This is a genomic window from Eubacterium pyruvativorans, assembly GCF_900102225.1.
In the GTDB taxonomy this organism is placed as follows: domain Bacteria; phylum Bacillota; class Clostridia; order Peptostreptococcales; family Anaerovoracaceae; genus Aminicella; species Aminicella pyruvativorans.
On sequence record NZ_FNBF01000007.1, the window covers coordinates 1 to 17333 of the forward strand.

The following is a 17333-nucleotide window of genomic DNA, read 5'->3' on the forward strand; positions in this document are numbered from 1 at the left end:
CCGAATTCGTCACTTAGACTTTTGAACGTTCGTCCTTCCTGGACGTGAAGCTGAACGATCTTTTCCCTTAATTCAGGATCGATATCATACATTAGGTGCTCCTTTCGATGTTACTGATATTACGGTGATTATATCAAAATGAACGACCTAATTACAATTTTACTGTATCACGCCAGACCGATCGAAAGCCGGGTTATTTTTTGTCCAGCACATCCGAATTGTATACAATTTTCCGTCCTGATCGGGTGCGAAAATCCGCTTTATCCGCATATCGCACCTTCGGGGAAGGCTGGAAAAGATTAATCGGGTTTTTCTTTTGTTTTCGCACCTTCTGCATCGGGTTTTGCCTGCGAAAAAGGACTAAAAGGACAAATCCGCACCTTTTTCATACAGTATACACGCCATACACACCAAATTGTGTCCAGCGCCCCGGCCGGCAGTTCGCCCGGCCGCCGCCATTTCCCAGAATCGGTCCGCCGGAGCTATAGCCCGAACACCCGGCGGATGCTGCTGTAGTGGTTGAAGATGCCCTGTTCGCCCAGTGCACGGATCTCCTCCGGGGTGGCCAGGCGGAACTCTTCGACCTCTTCTTCCTGGACGGTGACATTGGATTCGTCGAAGTCCAGTTCGAAGCGGTAGACGTCGACGAAATAGTTGTTTTTCTCTTCGTGGTTGTCCCGCCGGTAGGTGAAGGCGAGATCGCTTTTTGCCGATGTGACATCCAGGCCGGTCTCCTCCCGGACCTCCCGGATCACGGCCTCCCGGGACGTTTCTCCGGCAAGGACGCCGCCGCCGGAAACTTCCCACCAGCCGGCGCCCCAGGATTTTGTGAGTTTTCGCCGGGTGATGAGGAAGCGGCCGTCGGGACGCATGATTGCCGCCTGGACGGTCAGATGGAATTCGTCGTCTTTCATATTCCAGTCGTCCCGGACCATGGTGCGGCCTGTGGGCTGTTTGTTTTCGTCGTAGATATCCCAGAGTTCCATTATTTCTCCTGTCTGTTGTTTGGTGATGTGTTATGCGTGTTCTGTGGTAACGGACTCACCGCCGGGCCGGCGGCAGTTTCCCGGCGTTTTACATCCGACTTCACGATCTGGTAGACCGCTGAGAAGAAGGGCACGAAGAAGAGCATGCCCAGAACGCCGAAGACGCCGCCGCCGATGGTGACGGCGGCCAGCACCCAGATGCCCGGAAGCCCGATGGAGGATCCCACGATCCGGGGGTAGGTGACGTTGTTGTCGACCTGCTGGATGATGACGAAGAAGATCAGGAATATCAGTGCCTTCATGGGGGAATCGGCGAAGATCAGCACGGCGCCGGCAGCGGCCCCCACCAGGGCACCGACAATCGGGACGAGTGCCGTCAGGGCGATGATCAGTGCAATGGTTACGGCGTTCGGCATGCGCAGGATCAGCATGCCGGCGCAGCACATGATCCCCAGGACACAGGCATCCTTCACCTGTCCCACGATGAAGTTGTGGTAACTTTCGTTGAAGATGCCCAATATGCGGAACAGTTTTTCACTGAAGCGGGGGAACCAGGCTCTGAGCAGGCGGGAGATCTGAGCGGCCAGCCGCTCCTTGCCTGCCAGGATGTAGATCGCGAAGAACAGTCCGACGCCCAGGGTTCCCAGGAGGGACAGGGCCTGTTTCGCTGCCCGGATCAGTCCCTGATTCAGGCCGGAGGAGCCGTTGGTCAGGAATTTTCCTACTTTCTCGGCAACCTGCTCCGGGTGGACGGTCAGCAGGGGCAGGACATTGTCCCGGATATAGGTTCCCGCACTGCGGGTTGCGCTGCTGCCGTCCAGGAATGCGGCCAGCTGTTCCAGCAGGATTCCCAGTCTGGTGACAATATGACCCAGGCTTCCGGTCAGGCGGGGAATCATGATTCCCATGGCTGCGGTGATGATGGCCAGCAGGGTCAGGAATGCCAGCAGAATGCAGATTCCCCGGCGGAAGCGCAGGGCCCGCTCGCTGCGGAACAGACGGCTGTACTGTCTTTCGAACCAACTCATGAGGATGTTCACCGCATAGGCGATGAAGCATCCCGCCAGAAGCGGCGTCACCGCCGAGAAGAACACTCCTGCCAGTTTCTCGATTCCCGCCCAGTAGTGTACCGCCAGGTAGACCAGGAACGCCAGCAGTGCCAGAGGGAAATATTGTCTGATCTGTTTTTTCATTTAGGCGTCCTCACCGAAGAAGCGGCGGATCTCGATCTTCGCGTTTTCCTCTGAATCAGAGCCGTGGATGATGTTGCGGGTGGTGGATTCTGCGAAATCGCCCCGGATAGTTCCCGGTTCTGCGTCCTGGTATTTCGTTTTCCCCATCAGTTTCCGCATGCCGGAAATGGCATATTTTCCTTCCACGATCATGGCCACCACCGGTCCGGAGGTCATGTATTCCAGGGTTTCCGGAAACCAGGGCTGATCGGCGATATGAGCGTAGTGCTCCCGCAGGATCGGTTCATCCAGCATCATCATTTTCATGGCAGTGATGCGGAAGCCCTTCTGCTCGATGCGGCGGATGACTTCTCCCATAAGTCCCCGGTTCACACAATCCGGCTTCAGCATAATATACGTACGTTCCATTCCCATTCTGATACCTCCATTGTTATTCGCATGTTTTTCGCAGCGGAAGAATTTCCGCTTCCGGAAATCCGGTTTCTGCTCTGCTCAGCGCAAGGAGAATTTCCGCCGCCGGAAATCGTTCCTGTTCTGCTTCTTCCCCTCAGGCGCTTTCTTCTCCCGACAGCATCACTGCGGCTGCCCGGGCGGCGGATGCCGCATCTTCAGTATAACAGTCCGCACCGATTTCGTCACAGTATTCCTGGGTCACCGGCGCTCCGCCCACCAGGATTTTCACATTGTCCAGCCGGTGGTCCGCCCGGACCAGACGGACCACTTGACGCATTTCATCCATGCTGGTGGTGAGCAGGGCGGAGCATCCGATGATGTCCGCATGGTGATCCACCGCCGCTTGGACAAAGGATTCCGCCGGAACGTCCGTCCCCAGGTCCACCACGTGGAGGCCCTGGCCTTCCATCATGATCTTCACCAGATTCTTCCCGATGTCGTGCAGATCCCCTTTCACGGTGCCGAGACACACGGTTCCGGCCGGACGGTTGTCCGTATCTTCCGAAGCCCCCGCCGCCAGACGAGGCTTCAGGAGTTCGGTGGCTGCGTTCATGCAGCGGGCCGCCATGAGCATTTCCGGAACGAACACCCGGCCGCAGGAAAAGTCTTCGCCCACGGCGGTCATGCCGGCCACCAGCCCGTCGCTGAGGATGGAACGGGGATCGACACCGGCGTCCAGGGCGCGGGCGGTCAGAGCGGTCACCCGCTTTTTTTTGCCCTCCCGGAGCGCCGAAGCGATCTCCTTGAGGTATTCCTCCGGGGTCAGAGCATGCTTCCCCCGGGCAGGTTCTGATGCCGGGGCATCCGCCGGAGCTGCCGGTACATTCCCGGCGCCTGGAAGAGGCACAGACCGGCGGCGCCGGGCCGGAAGGGGCGCTGTCGTATGAGGGAAGTGCGGGGAACGGTTGTATTCTTCAATGGTCTCGTCAATGACCGGATCCACCTGGGGATACACCGCACCCGGAACACCATAGGTGATGGAAGGGATGAAATGGCCCAGAGGGCAGCAGGTTTCCAGGGTGCGGGACACGTAGGAACGGATCTCCTCCGGCGAAGCATCCTGCCGGTCCACGGCCGCACCGATGCCGCCCATGAACACCATGGAACCCCGCATGCGGCGGAGCTGGGTCGGGATGTCGTTCTCCGGCAGTGCTCCCTGCCACACCTGAATGCCGATTTCTGCCATGTCATCCAGAATCGGCACCAGATAGGAGTCCGAGTGGTGGATGGTGATGACCCCCCGGGAGCGGATGTATCCATAAAAAGTCCGGTAAGGTTCCTTGAAAAATTCCCGCCACATTTCCGGCCGGAAGAACAGTGCATCCTTTGCCCCCCAGTCGTCATGGGACAGGATGGCATCCGGATGAAGCCCGTCGATCAGCATCTTCACATACCGGAGCCGGTACTGCAGGATATAGTCGATCAGTTCATGCATCTCCCGGGGATATTCGTACAGATATGTCAGTACATCGGTGAAGGGAATCAGGAAGTGGCACTGTTCGAAAATGCCGGTGCCCATGAAGCCGGTGACCAGTTTCTCGCCCCGGGGATCCATGGCCCGGGCTTTCTCCCGGCAGGCTTCCCAGTCCCCGCCGGCACAGACGGACAGATCCGGTGCCTTCGCAAATTCCCGCCAGCGGGTGATATCCTTCACCACCTTGGTCTCCTCGGTGACGTGAGGCATGGCCCCCGGCGCATCCTCCGGGAAGTCGATGACCGTTCCCCAGCGGTCCCGGCTCACGGAGCCCCGCACCCGGTTGCCCCGCAGGTACGTGTTGATCGGGTCGTACATGACCATATTCAATGCTTCATACTGCCGGAGAATGCGGTCCGGCCTTCCGTCTTTCTTCAGAAGTTCGAGGAAAAGTTCCTTCGGTGTCATCATTTTCTTTCGTGTTTCCTTTCAGCGACAAAAAATTACAGGGCAGGCGGCCGCTCCCCCGGCTTCCCGCTCAGCAGGTCAGGATGCAGGATGTATAGGTGATCGTTCCGGCACCGTAATCATAGGGCATGCCGGAGTCCCGGCACACATCGTTGATCACCAGACCGCAGGCTTCCATGGAGGGAAACATCCGGTCCGGAAACCGGCAGGGCCGGTCCGGGTAGGTACACTGCTGGCAGATCGTGCAGGAGCCGGCTGCCATGGGCAGGCAGTCCGGGTACAGGATCCGGGCCTGGCGGGAGAGAGTGTGGAACCGGTCCTTGTGAATCTGTTCCGCCCGGAGCATGGTCTTCACGTCGAAATCATCCCGGAGGGTCCGGGTGGTCTGGAGCAGGATGCCGCCGGTATATTTCCGGATCCGGCGGCGGATTGCTTCCAGCGATCCGCAGGCCGGCGGGCAGCTCCAGCATTTTCCGTACCTGCGGCAGGTGTTGTCCGCACACATATCCCGTACCTCCTGCCGGAGCACCAGCGCCTCGATATTCAGTTCTCCGCTGTGTTCGAATCCGGCCTGTTCCGCCAGCTGCAGCAGCTTCTGATGGTCCAATATGTGCCTCCGATCTCGCTTCGCATTTCCGGCAGAAGAGAGACAAGTCTTGCAACCGGTTTCGGCGATGTAGTAGAATAATATATTAGTCGGGTACAGTAAATCATGAAATAGTTAGTGTGATACACCAATTATTACGATTATAGGAAAGGATTTTTTGCATGTCAAGCGCATGGGTCACACAGAATGGGACGGAAACGGAACTCACGATCTGGCCGGGGGAAAATCTGCTGGAAGCGCTGCGCCGGGGCGGATTCTTCGTGAATGCCGTCTGCGGCGGGAAGGGGACCTGCGGGAAGTGCCGGGTGGTTCTGGAAGGGAAGGACGCTGCCCGGGAATCGGTGCTCGCCTGTCAGACGGTTTTCTCGGATTCGATCCGCCGGATTCTTCTGCCGGAGGATGACGGTGATTCCATGGATGTGGAAACCGGCGGAAGAGAAAGCGGTTCGCCGGTGATTCCCCTGCCCCGGCGGAAGAAGGAGGGCGGGGCCGAAGACCGGTACGGTGTCTGTGTGGATCTGGGTACCACCACAGTGGTGACGGAACTCTATTCCCTGACGGAGGGACGGCAGGCCGGACAGCGCAGCGGCCGGAACCGGCAGTCGGTTTACGGGGCGGACGTTATCTCCCGGATTCAGTATATTCAGGAGCACGAAGACGGGTTAGAAGAGCTGACCGTCTGCATCCGGCGGCAGATTTTCGATATGATGCGGGAGATCTGCCGGGAAGCGGAGATCCCGGAAGACCGGGTCACGGAGATGAGTCTGGCGGGAAATACGATCATGCAGCATATCTTCGCCGGTCTTTCTCCGGTGAGCATTGCATCGGCGCCGTTCCGTCCGGAGACATTGTTTCTGGACGGAACAGCGCTGGATGGGGGAAGCTGGGATCTGCCGGCGGAGAACCCGGTCTGCTGGCCCGGGCTTACGGTCCGGCTCGCTCCCTGTGCCTCCGGATATGTGGGCGGGGACATTGTGGCCGGCCTTCTGGCAGCGGATGCCCGGAAGCAGCCGGGCCGGTATCTGTTTCTGGATGTGGGAACCAATGGAGAAATGGCGCTGGGGGGACAGACCGGACTGGTATGCTGTTCGGTCGCTTCCGGTCCGGCTTTTGAAGGCGGAGAACTCACCTGCGGCATGACCAGCACCGCCGGGGCAGTGAACCGGGTTGTGCTGACCCCGGACGGAAGGGACATCATCTTCGATACCATCCGGGGCGAGCCGCCGAAGGGGATCTGCGGCTCGGGACTGATTGATCTTCTGGCTGTGCTGCTTCGGACCGGCATCGTGAACGCCGGAGGCCGGATGCTGCCTCCGGGAGCGGCCCGGGCAGGCGGTGCGCCGGAACCTCTGTGCCGCCGTCTCACGGAAGATGAGAACGGAAACGGCGCATTCTGGCTGGATGCGGGTCACCGGGTGGGCCTGACCGCCGGGGATGTGCGGAAACTGCAGCTGGCCAAGGCGGCGATCATGGCGGGGATCCGGGTGATGATGCGGACCGTACGGGCCCGGGAACAGGACATCCGGCAGATGTACATCGCCGGGGGATTCGGCCGTCATCTGAATCCGGATTCCGCCTGCGCAGTCGGGATGATTCCGGAAGGGCTCAGAGACCGCATCACCTATCTGGGAAACGCCTCTCTGGAAGGGGCCCGGGAAGCGCTGCTGGAGGAAGGAAGCCGGATTCAGCTCATGAGCATCGCCCGGCAGTGTCACTACCTGGAACTGTCGGGAAATGCCGCATTTAATGAGGAATATATGGAACAGATGTCGTTCGGAAAGGAAGAATAACCATGGAACTATACAGCCCGTATCTATTGGACGGGGCTACCGGCACCCAGCTTCAGCTGAGGGGGTATGACGGCCGCGAATGCACGGAGAAATGGGTGCTGGAGCATCCCGGAGAATTGAAGGCACTCCAGGAGGAATATCTCCGGGCCGGAAGCCGGATCCTCTTCACGCCGACTTTCGGTGCGAACCGGGTGAAGCTGGAGGAGAACGGAATTTTCAATCAGGTGGAAGAATATAACCGGCGTCTGGCGGCTCTCACCAGGGAAACAGCCGAAGGCCGGGCGCTGGTAGCCGGGGATATGGCGCCCACCGGGAAGTTCCTGGCGCCTCTGGGGGACATGTCCTTCGAAGATCTGACAGAAGTGTACCGGGAACAGGCGGCGGCTCTGGAAGAAGCCGGTGTGGACCTCTTCATTGTGGAAACGCTGATGACGGTATCCGACGCCCGGGCCGCACTTCTGGCCATCCGGGAAGTCAGCCGGAAACCGGTGATCATCTCTTTCACCTGTGACGAGTCGGGACAGACGCTGATGGGGTCGGACGTGACCGCCCTGGTGACGATCTTCCAGGGCATGGGCGTGGATGCGTTCGGCCTGAACTGTTCCGTGGGGCCGGGTGAGCTGCTGAAACAATTCCGGCGCATGCGCCCCTATGCGGAGGTGCCGCTTATGGCCAAGCCGAATGCGGGGATGCCGAAAATCCGGGATGGAAAGACCGTCTATGAATGCGATCCGGAGGAATTCACGGCGCACATAGAGGAAATGGCTCAGGCGGGGGTGGCTCTGTTCGGCGGATGCTGCGGCACTTCGCCGGACCACATCGCCCGGATCCGGGAGAAGCTGGAGGGCGTGATGCCGGCGAAACCTCTGCCCTGGGCACTGGACGGGAAGCTGCCTCTGGCGACAGAGAAGCAGGTATTCCCTGTGGATCCGGATGTCCCGGTGCCTGCGCCGATCCCTGCGGGACCGGACCTGGCGGAACAGCTGGAGGATGAGATGGAGTCCGACATGCCTCTGGTGTCTGTGGCGGTATCCTCGAAAATCGATGCGGAGTATCTGGCAGACTGCCAGAGCGGTATCACGAAACCTCTCTGTCTGACGTCGGAGGATGCCGGGGTTCTGGAAGCGGCTCTTCGGGTGTACCAGGGCCGGGCCATGTACAACGGAAATCTGCCGGAGGAGACACTGCGTCCGCTGGCGGAGAAATATGGATTGATCTATTAAGGAAGGAGAATATATGACAAAGGATTTCAGATGGTTCGATCCCACAGAACTGGTCTTCGGACCGGGAAAATTGAATACGCTGCATACGCTGGAAATGCCGGGGAAGAAAGCGCTGCTGGTGATTTCTGACGGGAAGTCCGCCCGGGCGAACGGGTCTCTGGACCGGACAGAGGAACAGCTTAGGATGGCCGGCGTGGAAGTGGTGCTGTTCGACCGGGTGGGACCGAATCCGGAGAAACCGGTGGTGGAAGCCGGTGCCCGGCTGGCCCGGGCGCAGGGATGTGACATGGTGGTGGCGCTGGGAGGCGGTTCCGTCATGGATGCGGCGAAGGTTATGGCGGCATTCGCTGTCATGCCGGGGGACGACCTGTGGGATTATGCGCCGGGTGCCACCGGCCGCCGGAAACCCCTGGACATTCCGTCCCTTCCGACGATCATGATCACCACTTCCGCCGGCACCGGATCCGAGGTGGACAGCTGGGGTGTCATCACCAATCCCAAGACCCGGGAAAAGGTGGGGATCGGCCGGGTCCGTCACATGTTCCCGGTCTATGCCATTGTGGACCCGGAATTGATGGTGACGGTGCCGCCGAAGTTCACCGCCTATCAGGGATTCGATGCGTTGTTCCACAATATGGAGGGGTACATCTCCAATGCGGCGAACTTCATGGGAGACATGATTCAGGAAAGCGCCATAGAAAAGATTGGTGCGTACCTGGAACGGGCGGTGAAGGATGGAAGTGATCTGGAAGCCAGAGCGAATGTGGCCTATGCGAACACGATGGGAGGCTATTCCATGATCATCACCGGCACCACCAGTGAACACGGAATGGAGCACGCCATGAGCGCCTATCACACCGCTCTGCCCCACGGCGCCGGCCTCATCATGATATCGCTGGAGTACTTCCGGTATTTCATTCAGAAGCATGTCTGCGACGAACGATTCGTCCGCATGGCCCGGGCACTGGGCCGGCGGGATGCGGAGAAACCGGAGGAGCTTCTGGATGCACTGGCGGATCTGCAGAGGGCCTGCGGCGTAGATGATCTGAAAATGTCCGATTACGGCATCACGCCGGAAGAACTGCCGAAGTTTGTGCAGAATGCGAAGACAGTGATGGCGCCGCAGTTCACGAAGGACCGGTATCCGATGACAGACGAAGACTGTGAGGAGATCTATCGGAGATCCTTCCGGTAGATCCGGGACATGGCGCAGATCCGGAAGACACGGATAATCCGGCAGATCTGTCTGTCCTGGGGGTCCGGCAGAACCGGAGAAGGGCGGCCTCCGGTCCGCCCCCGCTTCCGGTTCTCTGCCCGGTGCCCTCGATGCTTCCTTTTTCATTCTTCCCGACTTTGTGATTAGTAACAACTTACCAATATTTTGCATTGTGAACCGGTATTGGTTTCGATAAATTCATAGTAAATCAGCCGGTAATGGATTGCATACGGTTGACAGGTGTTTATCTCCGGGGTAATTTGGGAATAGTACCAAATCGAAGGAAGGATTTGCGTGGAACAATACAGAAGGGACAGAAAACGTGAAGACATTACGAAATCTGAAAATCGGTGAACGGGGAAGAATCGCTGCAGTCGGCGGAGAAGGGGAACTCCGCCAGCATTTTCTGGATATGGGTCTGATCCCGGGAGCCGATGTGGAAATGATCAAGCTGGCACCGATGGGAGATCCGATGGAAATCATGATCCACGGTTACGAGCTGACGCTCCGGATGGATGATGCCGCCCGCATCGATGTGGAACCGCTCCGGGAGGGAGAACTGCCGGAAGCAGAACCGAAGGCATCTGTCGACATGGAAACGGAGCACCCGGGGCTGGGAGAGGGGGGCCGTTATCATGTGAAGGCAGATGCGGACCCGCTTCCGGATGATCAGGTACTGACCTTCGCACTGGCCGGAAATCAGAACTGCGGCAAGACCACCCTCTTCAATCAGCTGACGGGTTCCAACCAGCATGTGGGAAATTTCCCGGGGGTTACGGTGGACCAGAAGAGCGGTCCCATCCGGGGAAACAGCATGACGAAGGTGGTGGATCTGCCGGGGATCTACTCCCTCTCTCCCTACAGCAGTGAAGAACTGGTTTCCAGAAAGTTCATTCTGGAGGAGCATCCCACCGGCATCATCAACATCGTGGATGCCACGAATATTGAACGGAATCTGTATCTGACCATGCAGCTGATGGAACTGAATGTGCCGATGGTGCTGGCCCTGAACATGATGGACGAGGTCCAGGGCAACGGGGGATCCATCGACATCAACCGCATGGAAGATATGCTGGGCATTCCGGTGGTGCCGATTTCCGCTGCGAAGAACCAGGGCATCGATGAACTCATCGCCCACGCAATGCACGTGGCGAAGAATCAGGAACGCCCCGGCAGACAGGATTTCTGCCGGGAGGACGAGAACGGCGGTGCAGTGCACCGCTGCCTTCACAGCATCATGCATCTGATCGAGGATCATGCGAAGGCGGCCGGGCTGCCGATTCGTTTTGCCGCAACCAAACTGGTGGAGGGGGACGAACGGGTCATGAATGCGCTCTCTCTGGATATCAATGAGAAACAGACCATCGCCCATATTATCCGGCAGATGGAGGACGAACGGGGACTGGACGCCACAGCGGCCATCGCTGACATGCGGTTCGCCTTCATTCAGAATCTGGCCCGGGAGACGGTGATCAAACCGGGAGAGAGCCGGGAGCATGCCCGGAGCCGAAAACTGGACCGGATCCTGACCGGACGGTTCACGGCCATTCCGGCCTTCATCGGCATCATGGGGACGGTGTTCTGGCTCACGTTCAATGTGATCGGTGCGAAGCTGCAGGATCTGGTGGCAGCGGGGATCGACGCTCTGGGACACGCAGCAGCCGCAGCCATGACAGCGGTTCATGTCTCTCCGGTGATCCAGTCGCTGGTCACAGACGGCATTTTCGGGGGCGTGGGAAGCGTCCTGAGTTTTGTGCCGATTATCGTCACCCTGTTTTTCTTCCTGTCCCTGCTGGAGGACAGCGGATATATGGCCCGGGTGGCTTTCGTGATGGATAAGATTCTCCGGAAGATCGGGCTGTCCGGCCGCAGCATTGTGCCTATGCTGGTGGGATTCGGCTGCACGGTGCCGGGGGTCATGGCCAGCCGGACCCTGCCTTCAGAGCGGGACCGGAAGATGACCATCATGCTGACTCCATTCATGAGCTGCTCGGCGAAGCTGCCGATCTACGGCTTCTTCACAGCGGCATTCTTTCCGGGAAAAGGGGCGCTGATCATGGTGGGGCTCTATCTTCTGGGCATTCTGGTGGGCATCCTCACCGCACTGGTGTCCAAGGGAACGGTGTTCCGGGGAGAGGCTGTGCCATTCGTCATGGAGCTGCCGAATTACAGACTGCCAAGCGGCCGCAATGTGCTCCGCCTCATGTGGGATAAGGCAAAGGATTTCCTGCAGCGGGCGTTCACCGTTATTTTCGCCGCAACGATTGTGATCTGGTTCCTGCAGACCTTCGACCTGCACCTTCGGGTGACGCCGGACTCCTCCGGCAGCATCCTGGCGGCGGTAGCCGGTCTCATTGCGCCGATATTCGCACCGCTGGGATTCGGCAACTGGAAGATGTCCACGGCGCTGATTTCCGGATTCATGGCGAAGGAGAGTGTGGTGGCAACTCTGAATGTGCTGTACGGCGGCGCTGCGGGAATGGTTCATTCCATGACCACGCTGACAGCGGCCAGCGCCCTGGTGTTCTGCCTGCTTTATACGCCGTGTGTGGCGGCGATTACATCCGTGAAGCGGGAGCTGGGATGGAAATGGGGCATCGGCATGGTGCTGTTCCAGTGTGCTGTGGCCTGGGTCTGTGCCTTCGCCGTCCGTCTGATCGGCATGGCGCTGGGCATGGCGTAAGACCGAAGGAAAGGCCGGGAAATCAAGGGATGCGGCGGTCCGCATGAGGCGGCGCACCCCAGGCATGCCCGGGAACAACGAGAGGAAGGTATATGATATGAGAGCGAAATCCCATGAATCCGGTGAGAACTACCTGGAGGCGATCCTGGTTCTGACAGAGGAAAAAGGGTACTGCCGCTCGGTGGATGTGGCGGAATACCTGGACATTACGAAACCTTCGGTCAGTGTGGCGGTTTCCCGCATGGTGAAGGACGGGTATCTGGAAACGGATCAGAACAAGTTCCTGCATCTCACGGAGAAAGGCCGGCGCATCGCTTCCCAGACCTACGAAAAACACACCTTCTTTCTGAAAAAGCTGAAGGAAGCCGGCGTGGCGGAAGAGATCGCCGATGTGGAGGCCTGTGCCATGGAACACGGCATCAGCTACGATTCCTTCCTGAAAGTGAAGAAGATGTTCCAGTAGGATGGCAGTTGACATTCCGGAAATGAGCCGATAGAATAGGTATTCTGAGAGGGAGGAAACCATGAGCAGAACGAAAGAAGAACTGGAAGGGGTAACGCTGCTGGGAAATCAGCACACCCGTTATTCCTATGATTACGAGCCGGATCTCCTGGAGCGATTTCCGAATAAGCATCCGTACCGGGATTATATGGTGACACTGAACTGTCCGGAGTTCACAACTCTTTGCCCGAAAACCGGCCAGCCGGATTTCGGCAAGCTGGTGATCCGGTACATTCCGGACGGCTACCTGGTGGAATCCAAGTCTCTGAAGCTGTATCTGTTCAGTTTCCGGAATCACGGCGACTTCCATGAGGACTGCTGCAACATCATTCTGAACGATCTGGTGAAGCTGATGGATCCCAAGTTCGCGGAAGTCCGGGGGATTTTCCGTCCCCGGGGCGGCATTTCCATCTGGCCGACTGCCGCATACGGCAGGCCGGGAACGAAGTATGAGGAAATGGCGGAGCAGCGCCTGTTCGCAGAGACAGCGGATCGGAGTTTCTGATCCGGCAGGCGGAGCCTGAAAAGAAAAATTGAAAATTGAATCGCCGGCGCAGCCGGCAAGTTGTTCGAGACCATCCAACTGTAAAAAACTAAGGGGAAAACGCATAGAAATCCGGGAGCGGTGCCGGCGGCACGGCTCCTTCATGGGGTGTGCCCCGATTGCAGCCGGATGGCAGTGATCGGGGGGCACTTTTTTTCGTATATGGAGAAGAAAATGAAGAAGGCGCTGGTACTCTCCAGCGGCGGTGTGGATTCTTCCACCTGCGTATCGGTGGCGGTGGATGAGCTGGGAGCGGAGAACGTTTCCACCGTATCGGTTTTTTATGGACAGAAGCACCGGAAGGAACTGGAGGCGGCCCGGCAGGTGGCAGCATTCTACGGTGTGCAGCATTATGAACTGGATCTTTCCAATGTGCTGCAGTATTCTGATTGTTCCCTGCTGGCCCATTCGGACCAGGAGATCGAGCACAAGTCCTACGCAGAGCAGGTGAAGGAAAACGGGGAAGGAAAGGTTTCCACCTACGTGCCGTTCCGGAACGGGCTGATGCTTTCGGCGGCGGCCAGTCTGGCCCAGTCCCTGTATCCGGATGATCTCTGCGACATTTACCTGGGCGCCCATGCGGACGATGCGGCGGGCAACGCCTATGCGGACTGCAGTGTGGAATTTACGGATGCGATGGAGCAGGCCATTTCCATCGGCACGTACGGGAACGTCCACCTCCGGGCACCCTTTGTCGGTCTGAACAAGGCCGGGGTGGTCCGCCGGGGTCTGGAACTGGGCACGCCCTATGAACTGACCTGGAGCTGCTACGAAGGCGGGGACAAGCCCTGCGGCACCTGCGGCACCTGCATTGACCGGGCGGCGGCATTCGCAGCAAACGGTGTGAAGGACCCGGCGCTGTAGAAGACAAAGAGGAGAGGGATTATGTATCGGATACACAAGAGGCTGGAGATCAGTGCGGCGCACCGCCTGGATCTGAATTATGAAAGTAAATGCTCCCGTATTCACGGACACAACTGGATGATCGATGTGTACATGCAGAGTGAGAAACTGGACGAAAACGGAATGGTCTGTGACTTTACCCTGATCAAACAGCGGGTGAAGGACCGGCTGGATCACCGGTTTCTGAATGAAGTGCTGGACGTCAATCCGACGGCAGAGAATATAGCGAAATGGATTGCGGACCAGCTGGGAGAGAAATGTTATCTGGTCCGGGTGAAGGAGAGCGAAGGGAACACGGCGGAGTATGAGCGTTAGTCTGACAGTCAATGAAATTTTCGGAAGTATTGACGGGGAAGGTCTGACGGCGGGAGGTCTGGCCTGTTTCATCCGCCTGGCAGGATGCAATCTGCGCTGCTCCTACTGTGACACGGGATATGCGCTGGAAGCGGGAGACGGCCGGGAGATGACGATTCCGGAGATTCTGGCTAAGGTACGGCGGATCGGATACCGTCATGTGACGCTGACCGGCGGGGAACCGCTGGTTCATCCGGGGGCGGAAGAACTGATCGACGCACTTCTGGAGGAGGGTCATCTGGTGAACATCGAAACCAACGGGTCGGTGCCGGTCAGGCCGTATCAGAAGCCGGGGGTCATGATCACCATGGACTGGAAATGTCCGGGGAGCGGTATGGAAGAGGCCATGCTTCCGGAAAACCCGGAGCTCCTCCGGGAGGGGGACGTGCTGAAGTTTGTCTGCGAAGCGTCGGATTTCGACGAGGTTCGCCGGGTGCTGGAAGAACATTCCCTCCGGTGCTGGGTCTATCTGAGCCCGGTATTCGGGAAGGTCCGGCCGGAGCAGCTGGTGGATTTCCTGAAATCCCTGGCGGATTCCGGGATGGATACCGAGAAGATCCGGGTTCAGGTGCAGCTGCACAAGGTGATCTGGGACCCGGAAGAGCGGGGAGTATAGAGGAACGGCACTTAGAAGAACAGGGCGTGGAGCAGAGGCGATGAATATGGAACGGAAAATGGACCACGAGAAAATCAAGCAGGCGGTCAGATTGTTTCTGGAAGCGGTAGGAGAGGATCCGGAGCGGGAAGGACTCCGGGAAACCCCTTCCCGGGTGGCCAGAATGTGTGAAGAGGTTCTGGCCGGCGAGAAATTCACAAACGAGGAAATTGCAAAAAAATACGGAAAGACCTTCCCCCGGGAGACCGGGCGGGATCCGGCATCGGACATGGTGCTGGTGAAGGATATTGATGTATTTTCCTACTGTGAGCATCATCTGGCCCTGATGTATGACATGAAGGTCTCTGTGGCGTATCTGCCCCGGGGACGGGTGCTGGGCCTTTCGAAGATCGCCCGGATTGCGGATATGGCGGCGAAGCGGCTGCAGCTGCAGGAACGGCTGGGGGCCGACATCGCAGAGATCATCGGCATGGCTGCGGGCACCGAGGATGTGGCGGTGGTGATTCACGGATGCCACTCCTGCATGACGGCCCGGGGCATCCGGAAGCCGGGTTCCGAAACGGTGACCACCACCTTCCGGGGCCGCTTCGAGTCGGACCCGGGGCTCCAGAGCCGTCTGCTGATGCAGATGCAGATCGGGTAGTTTCTTTCCGCCGAAAAAAGATGCAGAGGAACACTTTCGATGATATAATACTGTCTCGGCGGCATGAAACGATTTCAAGATGCGCAGGAGGAACTGCAATGCTGAATATGATTATATTGATCGCGCTGGCGGTGTTCGTCATCGGCGCAACATATTTCTTTTTTGTATTTGAGAAACAGGGGGATCTGGGGAAACAGCGGATTCTGGGATCCTTCAACTTCGTGGCCATCGTCCTGCTGGTGAGCCGGCTGGTGGATTTTCTGCGGGCCCAGTATCCGGGCCTGGATCAGTGGTGCAAGGAAAACACGATCTATGAGATGGTTGTTCTGATGGGAATCTATGTTCTGGCGGCCTGGTTCTTCCTGAGCCCTCTGGCCACGAATTCACCGGATTCCCGATACTACGATCCCCGGAAGAATGATATCAACCGGGACCGGAACGGAGAAGGAACGGGCGGCGGCCAGCCGATGAATGCGCAGCAGAAGCGCCGGAGAAATAACCAGTGGAAGGCGCAGCAGCGGAAGAAGAAACACAGATAGAAGAAGCACAGGCATCGAAGTCCCGCACACTCAGAGCGAGTGTGCGGGATTTTTCCGTTTTCGGGGAAGACAAAAAAATCCGGGGCAGCCGGGAAGCAGGATTCTGCTTTCCGGCTGCCCCGGGTTTCTGTCCGGCCGGCTGATGGCGCACCGGATCATCGAAGTTCGGCGGCAGGTGTTTAACGGTCGAAGTCGAACCGAAGCACATCCGGCCGGGCGTAATGGCCGCACACGTCGTGCTCCATCTTGGAGGCAGGGACCTTCTGCATATCCAGATCGGCGTAGATCACGGCTTCCTCATCCCAGATGCATTCGCTGACCAGGTGGCCGAACGGATCGATGATGCAGCTGCCGCCCCGGCAGAGAATGTCCGGCCGGTCGTCCAGCGCATGAATTTCATTCAGATCCTTCGGGTAGGATGCCTTGGTGATCAGCAGATCTGCGTTGATGAAGTAGCAGTGGCCTTCGATGGCGATGTGCCGGATGGTGTCCTGCCACTCCGGGTTGTCATTCGTATTTGCGGAGATGTACAGAGAAATACCCTGTTCATAAAGCGCCACACGGGCCAGAGGCATGTAGCTCTCCCAGCAGATGAGGCAGCCCATCGGCCCCCAGGGCGTGTCCATCACCGGGAAATAATCCCGGTTGGCATCTCCCCACACCAGCCGTTCACTGCCGGTAGGTTTCAGTTTCCGGTGGTTCATCCGGCGGCCTTCCGGATCGATCATGACATTGGAATTATAGAGGGTTCCGGTAACCCCGTCCCGTTCGGAGTACCCCATGCTGAGGTAAATCCCGTGTTTCTTCGCCGCATCGCACAGCTGACCGATCTCCGGGCCGTCCGCCAGCAGGGAATTGTCATAGTATCGTTTCCAGTCCTCCCGTCCCGGGGCGTTCCGGCAGCCGGTCGCAAAGCCGAAATTCATTCCGAACGGATATCCCGGAATATAGAGCTCCGGGAAAACCACCAGTTCTGCGCCGTTCTCGGCACATTCCTCGATTTTCTTCAGCGCCTTCTCCAGACAGGTTTTCTGGTCGAACAGTGCCGGCTCCGCCTGTACAACGGCGACTCTAAGGTTGTTTCTGAGATCTCTCACGGTTACCTCCTCCTGCAGCAGCATGGTATCTGGGTGGAAACAGGGAATCTGTTTCTGTAAAATCCTGTATCTCTACTGTAACCGATTTCGGGCCGGGAGGGA

The 17333-nt window shown here is 58.3% G+C and carries 17 protein-coding genes; 11 read left to right on the top strand and 6 right to left on the bottom strand.

Annotated elements, in window-relative coordinates; all coding sequences use genetic code 11:
• Positions 1-482 precede the first annotated feature (482 nt).
• From BLQ24_RS03835 to BLQ24_RS03860, 5 genes are all read right to left on the bottom strand, one after another.
• Positions 483-986, bottom strand: coding sequence for an NUDIX hydrolase (locus BLQ24_RS03835; protein ID WP_090162858.1), 504 nt, complete (start codon positions 984-986; stop codon positions 483-485).
• A complete protein-coding gene (locus BLQ24_RS03840) occupies positions 986-2179 on the bottom strand; it encodes an AI-2E family transporter (RefSeq protein ID WP_090162860.1) in 1194 nt (397 codons plus the stop codon). Before BLQ24_RS03840 ends, BLQ24_RS03835 begins: the two co-directional genes overlap by 1 nt.
• Entirely contained in the window at positions 2180-2593 is a 414-nt protein-coding gene (ndk, locus tag BLQ24_RS03845) for a nucleoside-diphosphate kinase (protein ID WP_090162861.1), read from the bottom strand.
• A gap of 133 nt (positions 2594-2726) precedes the next feature.
• Positions 2727-4517 (bottom strand): cobalamin-dependent protein, encoded by a 1791-nt coding sequence (locus BLQ24_RS10470; protein ID WP_336433257.1) that lies wholly within the window; start codon positions 4515-4517, stop codon positions 2727-2729.
• Positions 4518-4584: 67 nt separating this feature from the next.
• Positions 4585-5121: a DUF2284 domain-containing protein gene (locus tag BLQ24_RS03860; RefSeq protein ID WP_090162863.1), complete on the bottom strand. Its 537-nt coding sequence runs from the start codon at positions 5119-5121 to the stop codon at positions 4585-4587.
• 161 nt (positions 5122-5282) lie between these two features.
• Here BLQ24_RS03860 and BLQ24_RS03865 point away from each other — a divergent pair, with 161 nt between their 5' ends.
• From BLQ24_RS03865 to BLQ24_RS03915, 11 genes are all read left to right on the top strand, one after another.
• Positions 5283-6911, top strand: a complete 1629-nt coding sequence (locus tag BLQ24_RS03865; RefSeq protein WP_090162865.1) for an ASKHA domain-containing protein — start codon at positions 5283-5285, stop codon at positions 6909-6911.
• A 2-nt stretch (positions 6912-6913) separates the two neighbouring features.
• Positions 6914-8134 carry a homocysteine S-methyltransferase family protein gene (locus BLQ24_RS03870; protein ID WP_090162867.1) on the top strand — a complete coding sequence of 407 codons (1221 nt, stop codon included), beginning with the start codon at positions 6914-6916 and terminating at the stop codon, positions 8132-8134.
• Between the two features lie 13 nt (positions 8135-8147).
• The gene (locus BLQ24_RS03875; protein WP_090162869.1) at positions 8148-9329 is read left to right on the top strand and encodes an iron-containing alcohol dehydrogenase; all 1182 of its coding nucleotides are present in this window, start codon (positions 8148-8150) and stop codon (positions 9327-9329) included.
• 343 nt (positions 9330-9672) lie between these two features.
• Positions 9673-12033, top strand: a complete 2361-nt coding sequence (gene feoB, locus BLQ24_RS03880; RefSeq protein WP_090162871.1) for a ferrous iron transport protein B — start codon at positions 9673-9675, stop codon at positions 12031-12033.
• Positions 12034-12130: 97 nt separating this feature from the next.
• Positions 12131-12496 carry a metal-dependent transcriptional regulator gene (locus BLQ24_RS03885; protein ID WP_090162873.1) on the top strand — a complete coding sequence of 122 codons (366 nt, stop codon included), beginning with the start codon at positions 12131-12133 and terminating at the stop codon, positions 12494-12496.
• A 61-nt stretch (positions 12497-12557) separates the two neighbouring features.
• Complete coding sequence (queF, locus tag BLQ24_RS03890; RefSeq protein ID WP_090162875.1) at positions 12558-13040, top strand: preQ(1) synthase; 483 nt, start codon at positions 12558-12560, stop codon at positions 13038-13040.
• A gap of 201 nt (positions 13041-13241) precedes the next feature.
• Positions 13242-13943, top strand: coding sequence for a 7-cyano-7-deazaguanine synthase QueC (queC, locus tag BLQ24_RS03895; RefSeq protein ID WP_173558062.1), 702 nt, complete (start codon positions 13242-13244; stop codon positions 13941-13943).
• A gap of 21 nt (positions 13944-13964) precedes the next feature.
• Positions 13965-14297, top strand: coding sequence for a 6-carboxytetrahydropterin synthase QueD (gene queD / locus BLQ24_RS03900; protein WP_090162877.1), 333 nt, complete (start codon positions 13965-13967; stop codon positions 14295-14297).
• Positions 14287-14952, top strand: a complete 666-nt coding sequence (locus tag BLQ24_RS03905; protein ID WP_090162879.1) for a radical SAM protein — start codon at positions 14287-14289, stop codon at positions 14950-14952. Before queD ends, BLQ24_RS03905 begins: the two co-directional genes overlap by 11 nt.
• Before the next feature lie 46 nt (positions 14953-14998).
• On the top strand, positions 14999-15595 hold the full coding sequence (gene folE / locus BLQ24_RS03910; RefSeq protein WP_090163003.1) for a GTP cyclohydrolase I: 597 nt from the start codon (positions 14999-15001) through the stop codon (positions 15593-15595).
• 98 nt (positions 15596-15693) lie between these two features.
• Positions 15694-16134 carry an MFS transporter gene (locus tag BLQ24_RS03915; protein ID WP_090162880.1) on the top strand — a complete coding sequence of 147 codons (441 nt, stop codon included), beginning with the start codon at positions 15694-15696 and terminating at the stop codon, positions 16132-16134.
• Positions 16135-16313: 179 nt separating this feature from the next.
• Here the strand turns inward: BLQ24_RS03915 and BLQ24_RS03925 are convergent, their stop codons facing one another.
• Positions 16314-17231, bottom strand: a complete 918-nt coding sequence (locus tag BLQ24_RS03925) for a carbon-nitrogen hydrolase family protein (protein ID WP_090163005.1) — start codon at positions 17229-17231, stop codon at positions 16314-16316.
• Positions 17232-17333: the final 102 nt, after the last annotated feature.

Excerpts from the sequence above, each read along its gene's own strand:
- BLQ24_RS03835 (WP_090162858.1), bottom strand. The coding sequence starts at position 986 with ATGGAACTCTGGGATATCTACGACGAAAACAAACAGCCCACAGGCCGC.
- BLQ24_RS03840 (WP_090162860.1), bottom strand. The coding sequence starts at position 2,179 with ATGAAAAAACAGATCAGACAATATTTCCCTCTGGCACTGCTGGCGTTC.
- ndk (WP_090162861.1), bottom strand. The coding sequence starts at position 2,593 with ATGGGAATGGAACGTACGTATATTATGCTGAAGCCGGATTGTGTGAAC.
- BLQ24_RS10470 (WP_336433257.1), bottom strand. The coding sequence starts at position 4,517 with ATGATGACACCGAAGGAACTTTTCCTCGAACTTCTGAAGAAAGACGGA.
- BLQ24_RS03865 (WP_090162865.1), top strand. The coding sequence starts at position 5,283 with ATGTCAAGCGCATGGGTCACACAGAATGGGACGGAAACGGAACTCACG.
- BLQ24_RS03870 (WP_090162867.1), top strand. The coding sequence starts at position 6,914 with ATGGAACTATACAGCCCGTATCTATTGGACGGGGCTACCGGCACCCAG.
- BLQ24_RS03875 (WP_090162869.1), top strand. The coding sequence starts at position 8,148 with ATGACAAAGGATTTCAGATGGTTCGATCCCACAGAACTGGTCTTCGGA.
- BLQ24_RS03885 (WP_090162873.1), top strand. The coding sequence starts at position 12,131 with ATGAGAGCGAAATCCCATGAATCCGGTGAGAACTACCTGGAGGCGATC.
- queF (WP_090162875.1), top strand. The coding sequence starts at position 12,558 with ATGAGCAGAACGAAAGAAGAACTGGAAGGGGTAACGCTGCTGGGAAAT.
- queC (WP_173558062.1), top strand. The coding sequence starts at position 13,242 with ATGGAGAAGAAAATGAAGAAGGCGCTGGTACTCTCCAGCGGCGGTGTG.
- queD (WP_090162877.1), top strand. The coding sequence starts at position 13,965 with ATGTATCGGATACACAAGAGGCTGGAGATCAGTGCGGCGCACCGCCTG.
- BLQ24_RS03905 (WP_090162879.1), top strand. The coding sequence starts at position 14,287 with ATGAGCGTTAGTCTGACAGTCAATGAAATTTTCGGAAGTATTGACGGG.
- folE (WP_090163003.1), top strand. The coding sequence starts at position 14,999 with ATGGAACGGAAAATGGACCACGAGAAAATCAAGCAGGCGGTCAGATTG.
- BLQ24_RS03915 (WP_090162880.1), top strand. The coding sequence starts at position 15,694 with ATGCTGAATATGATTATATTGATCGCGCTGGCGGTGTTCGTCATCGGC.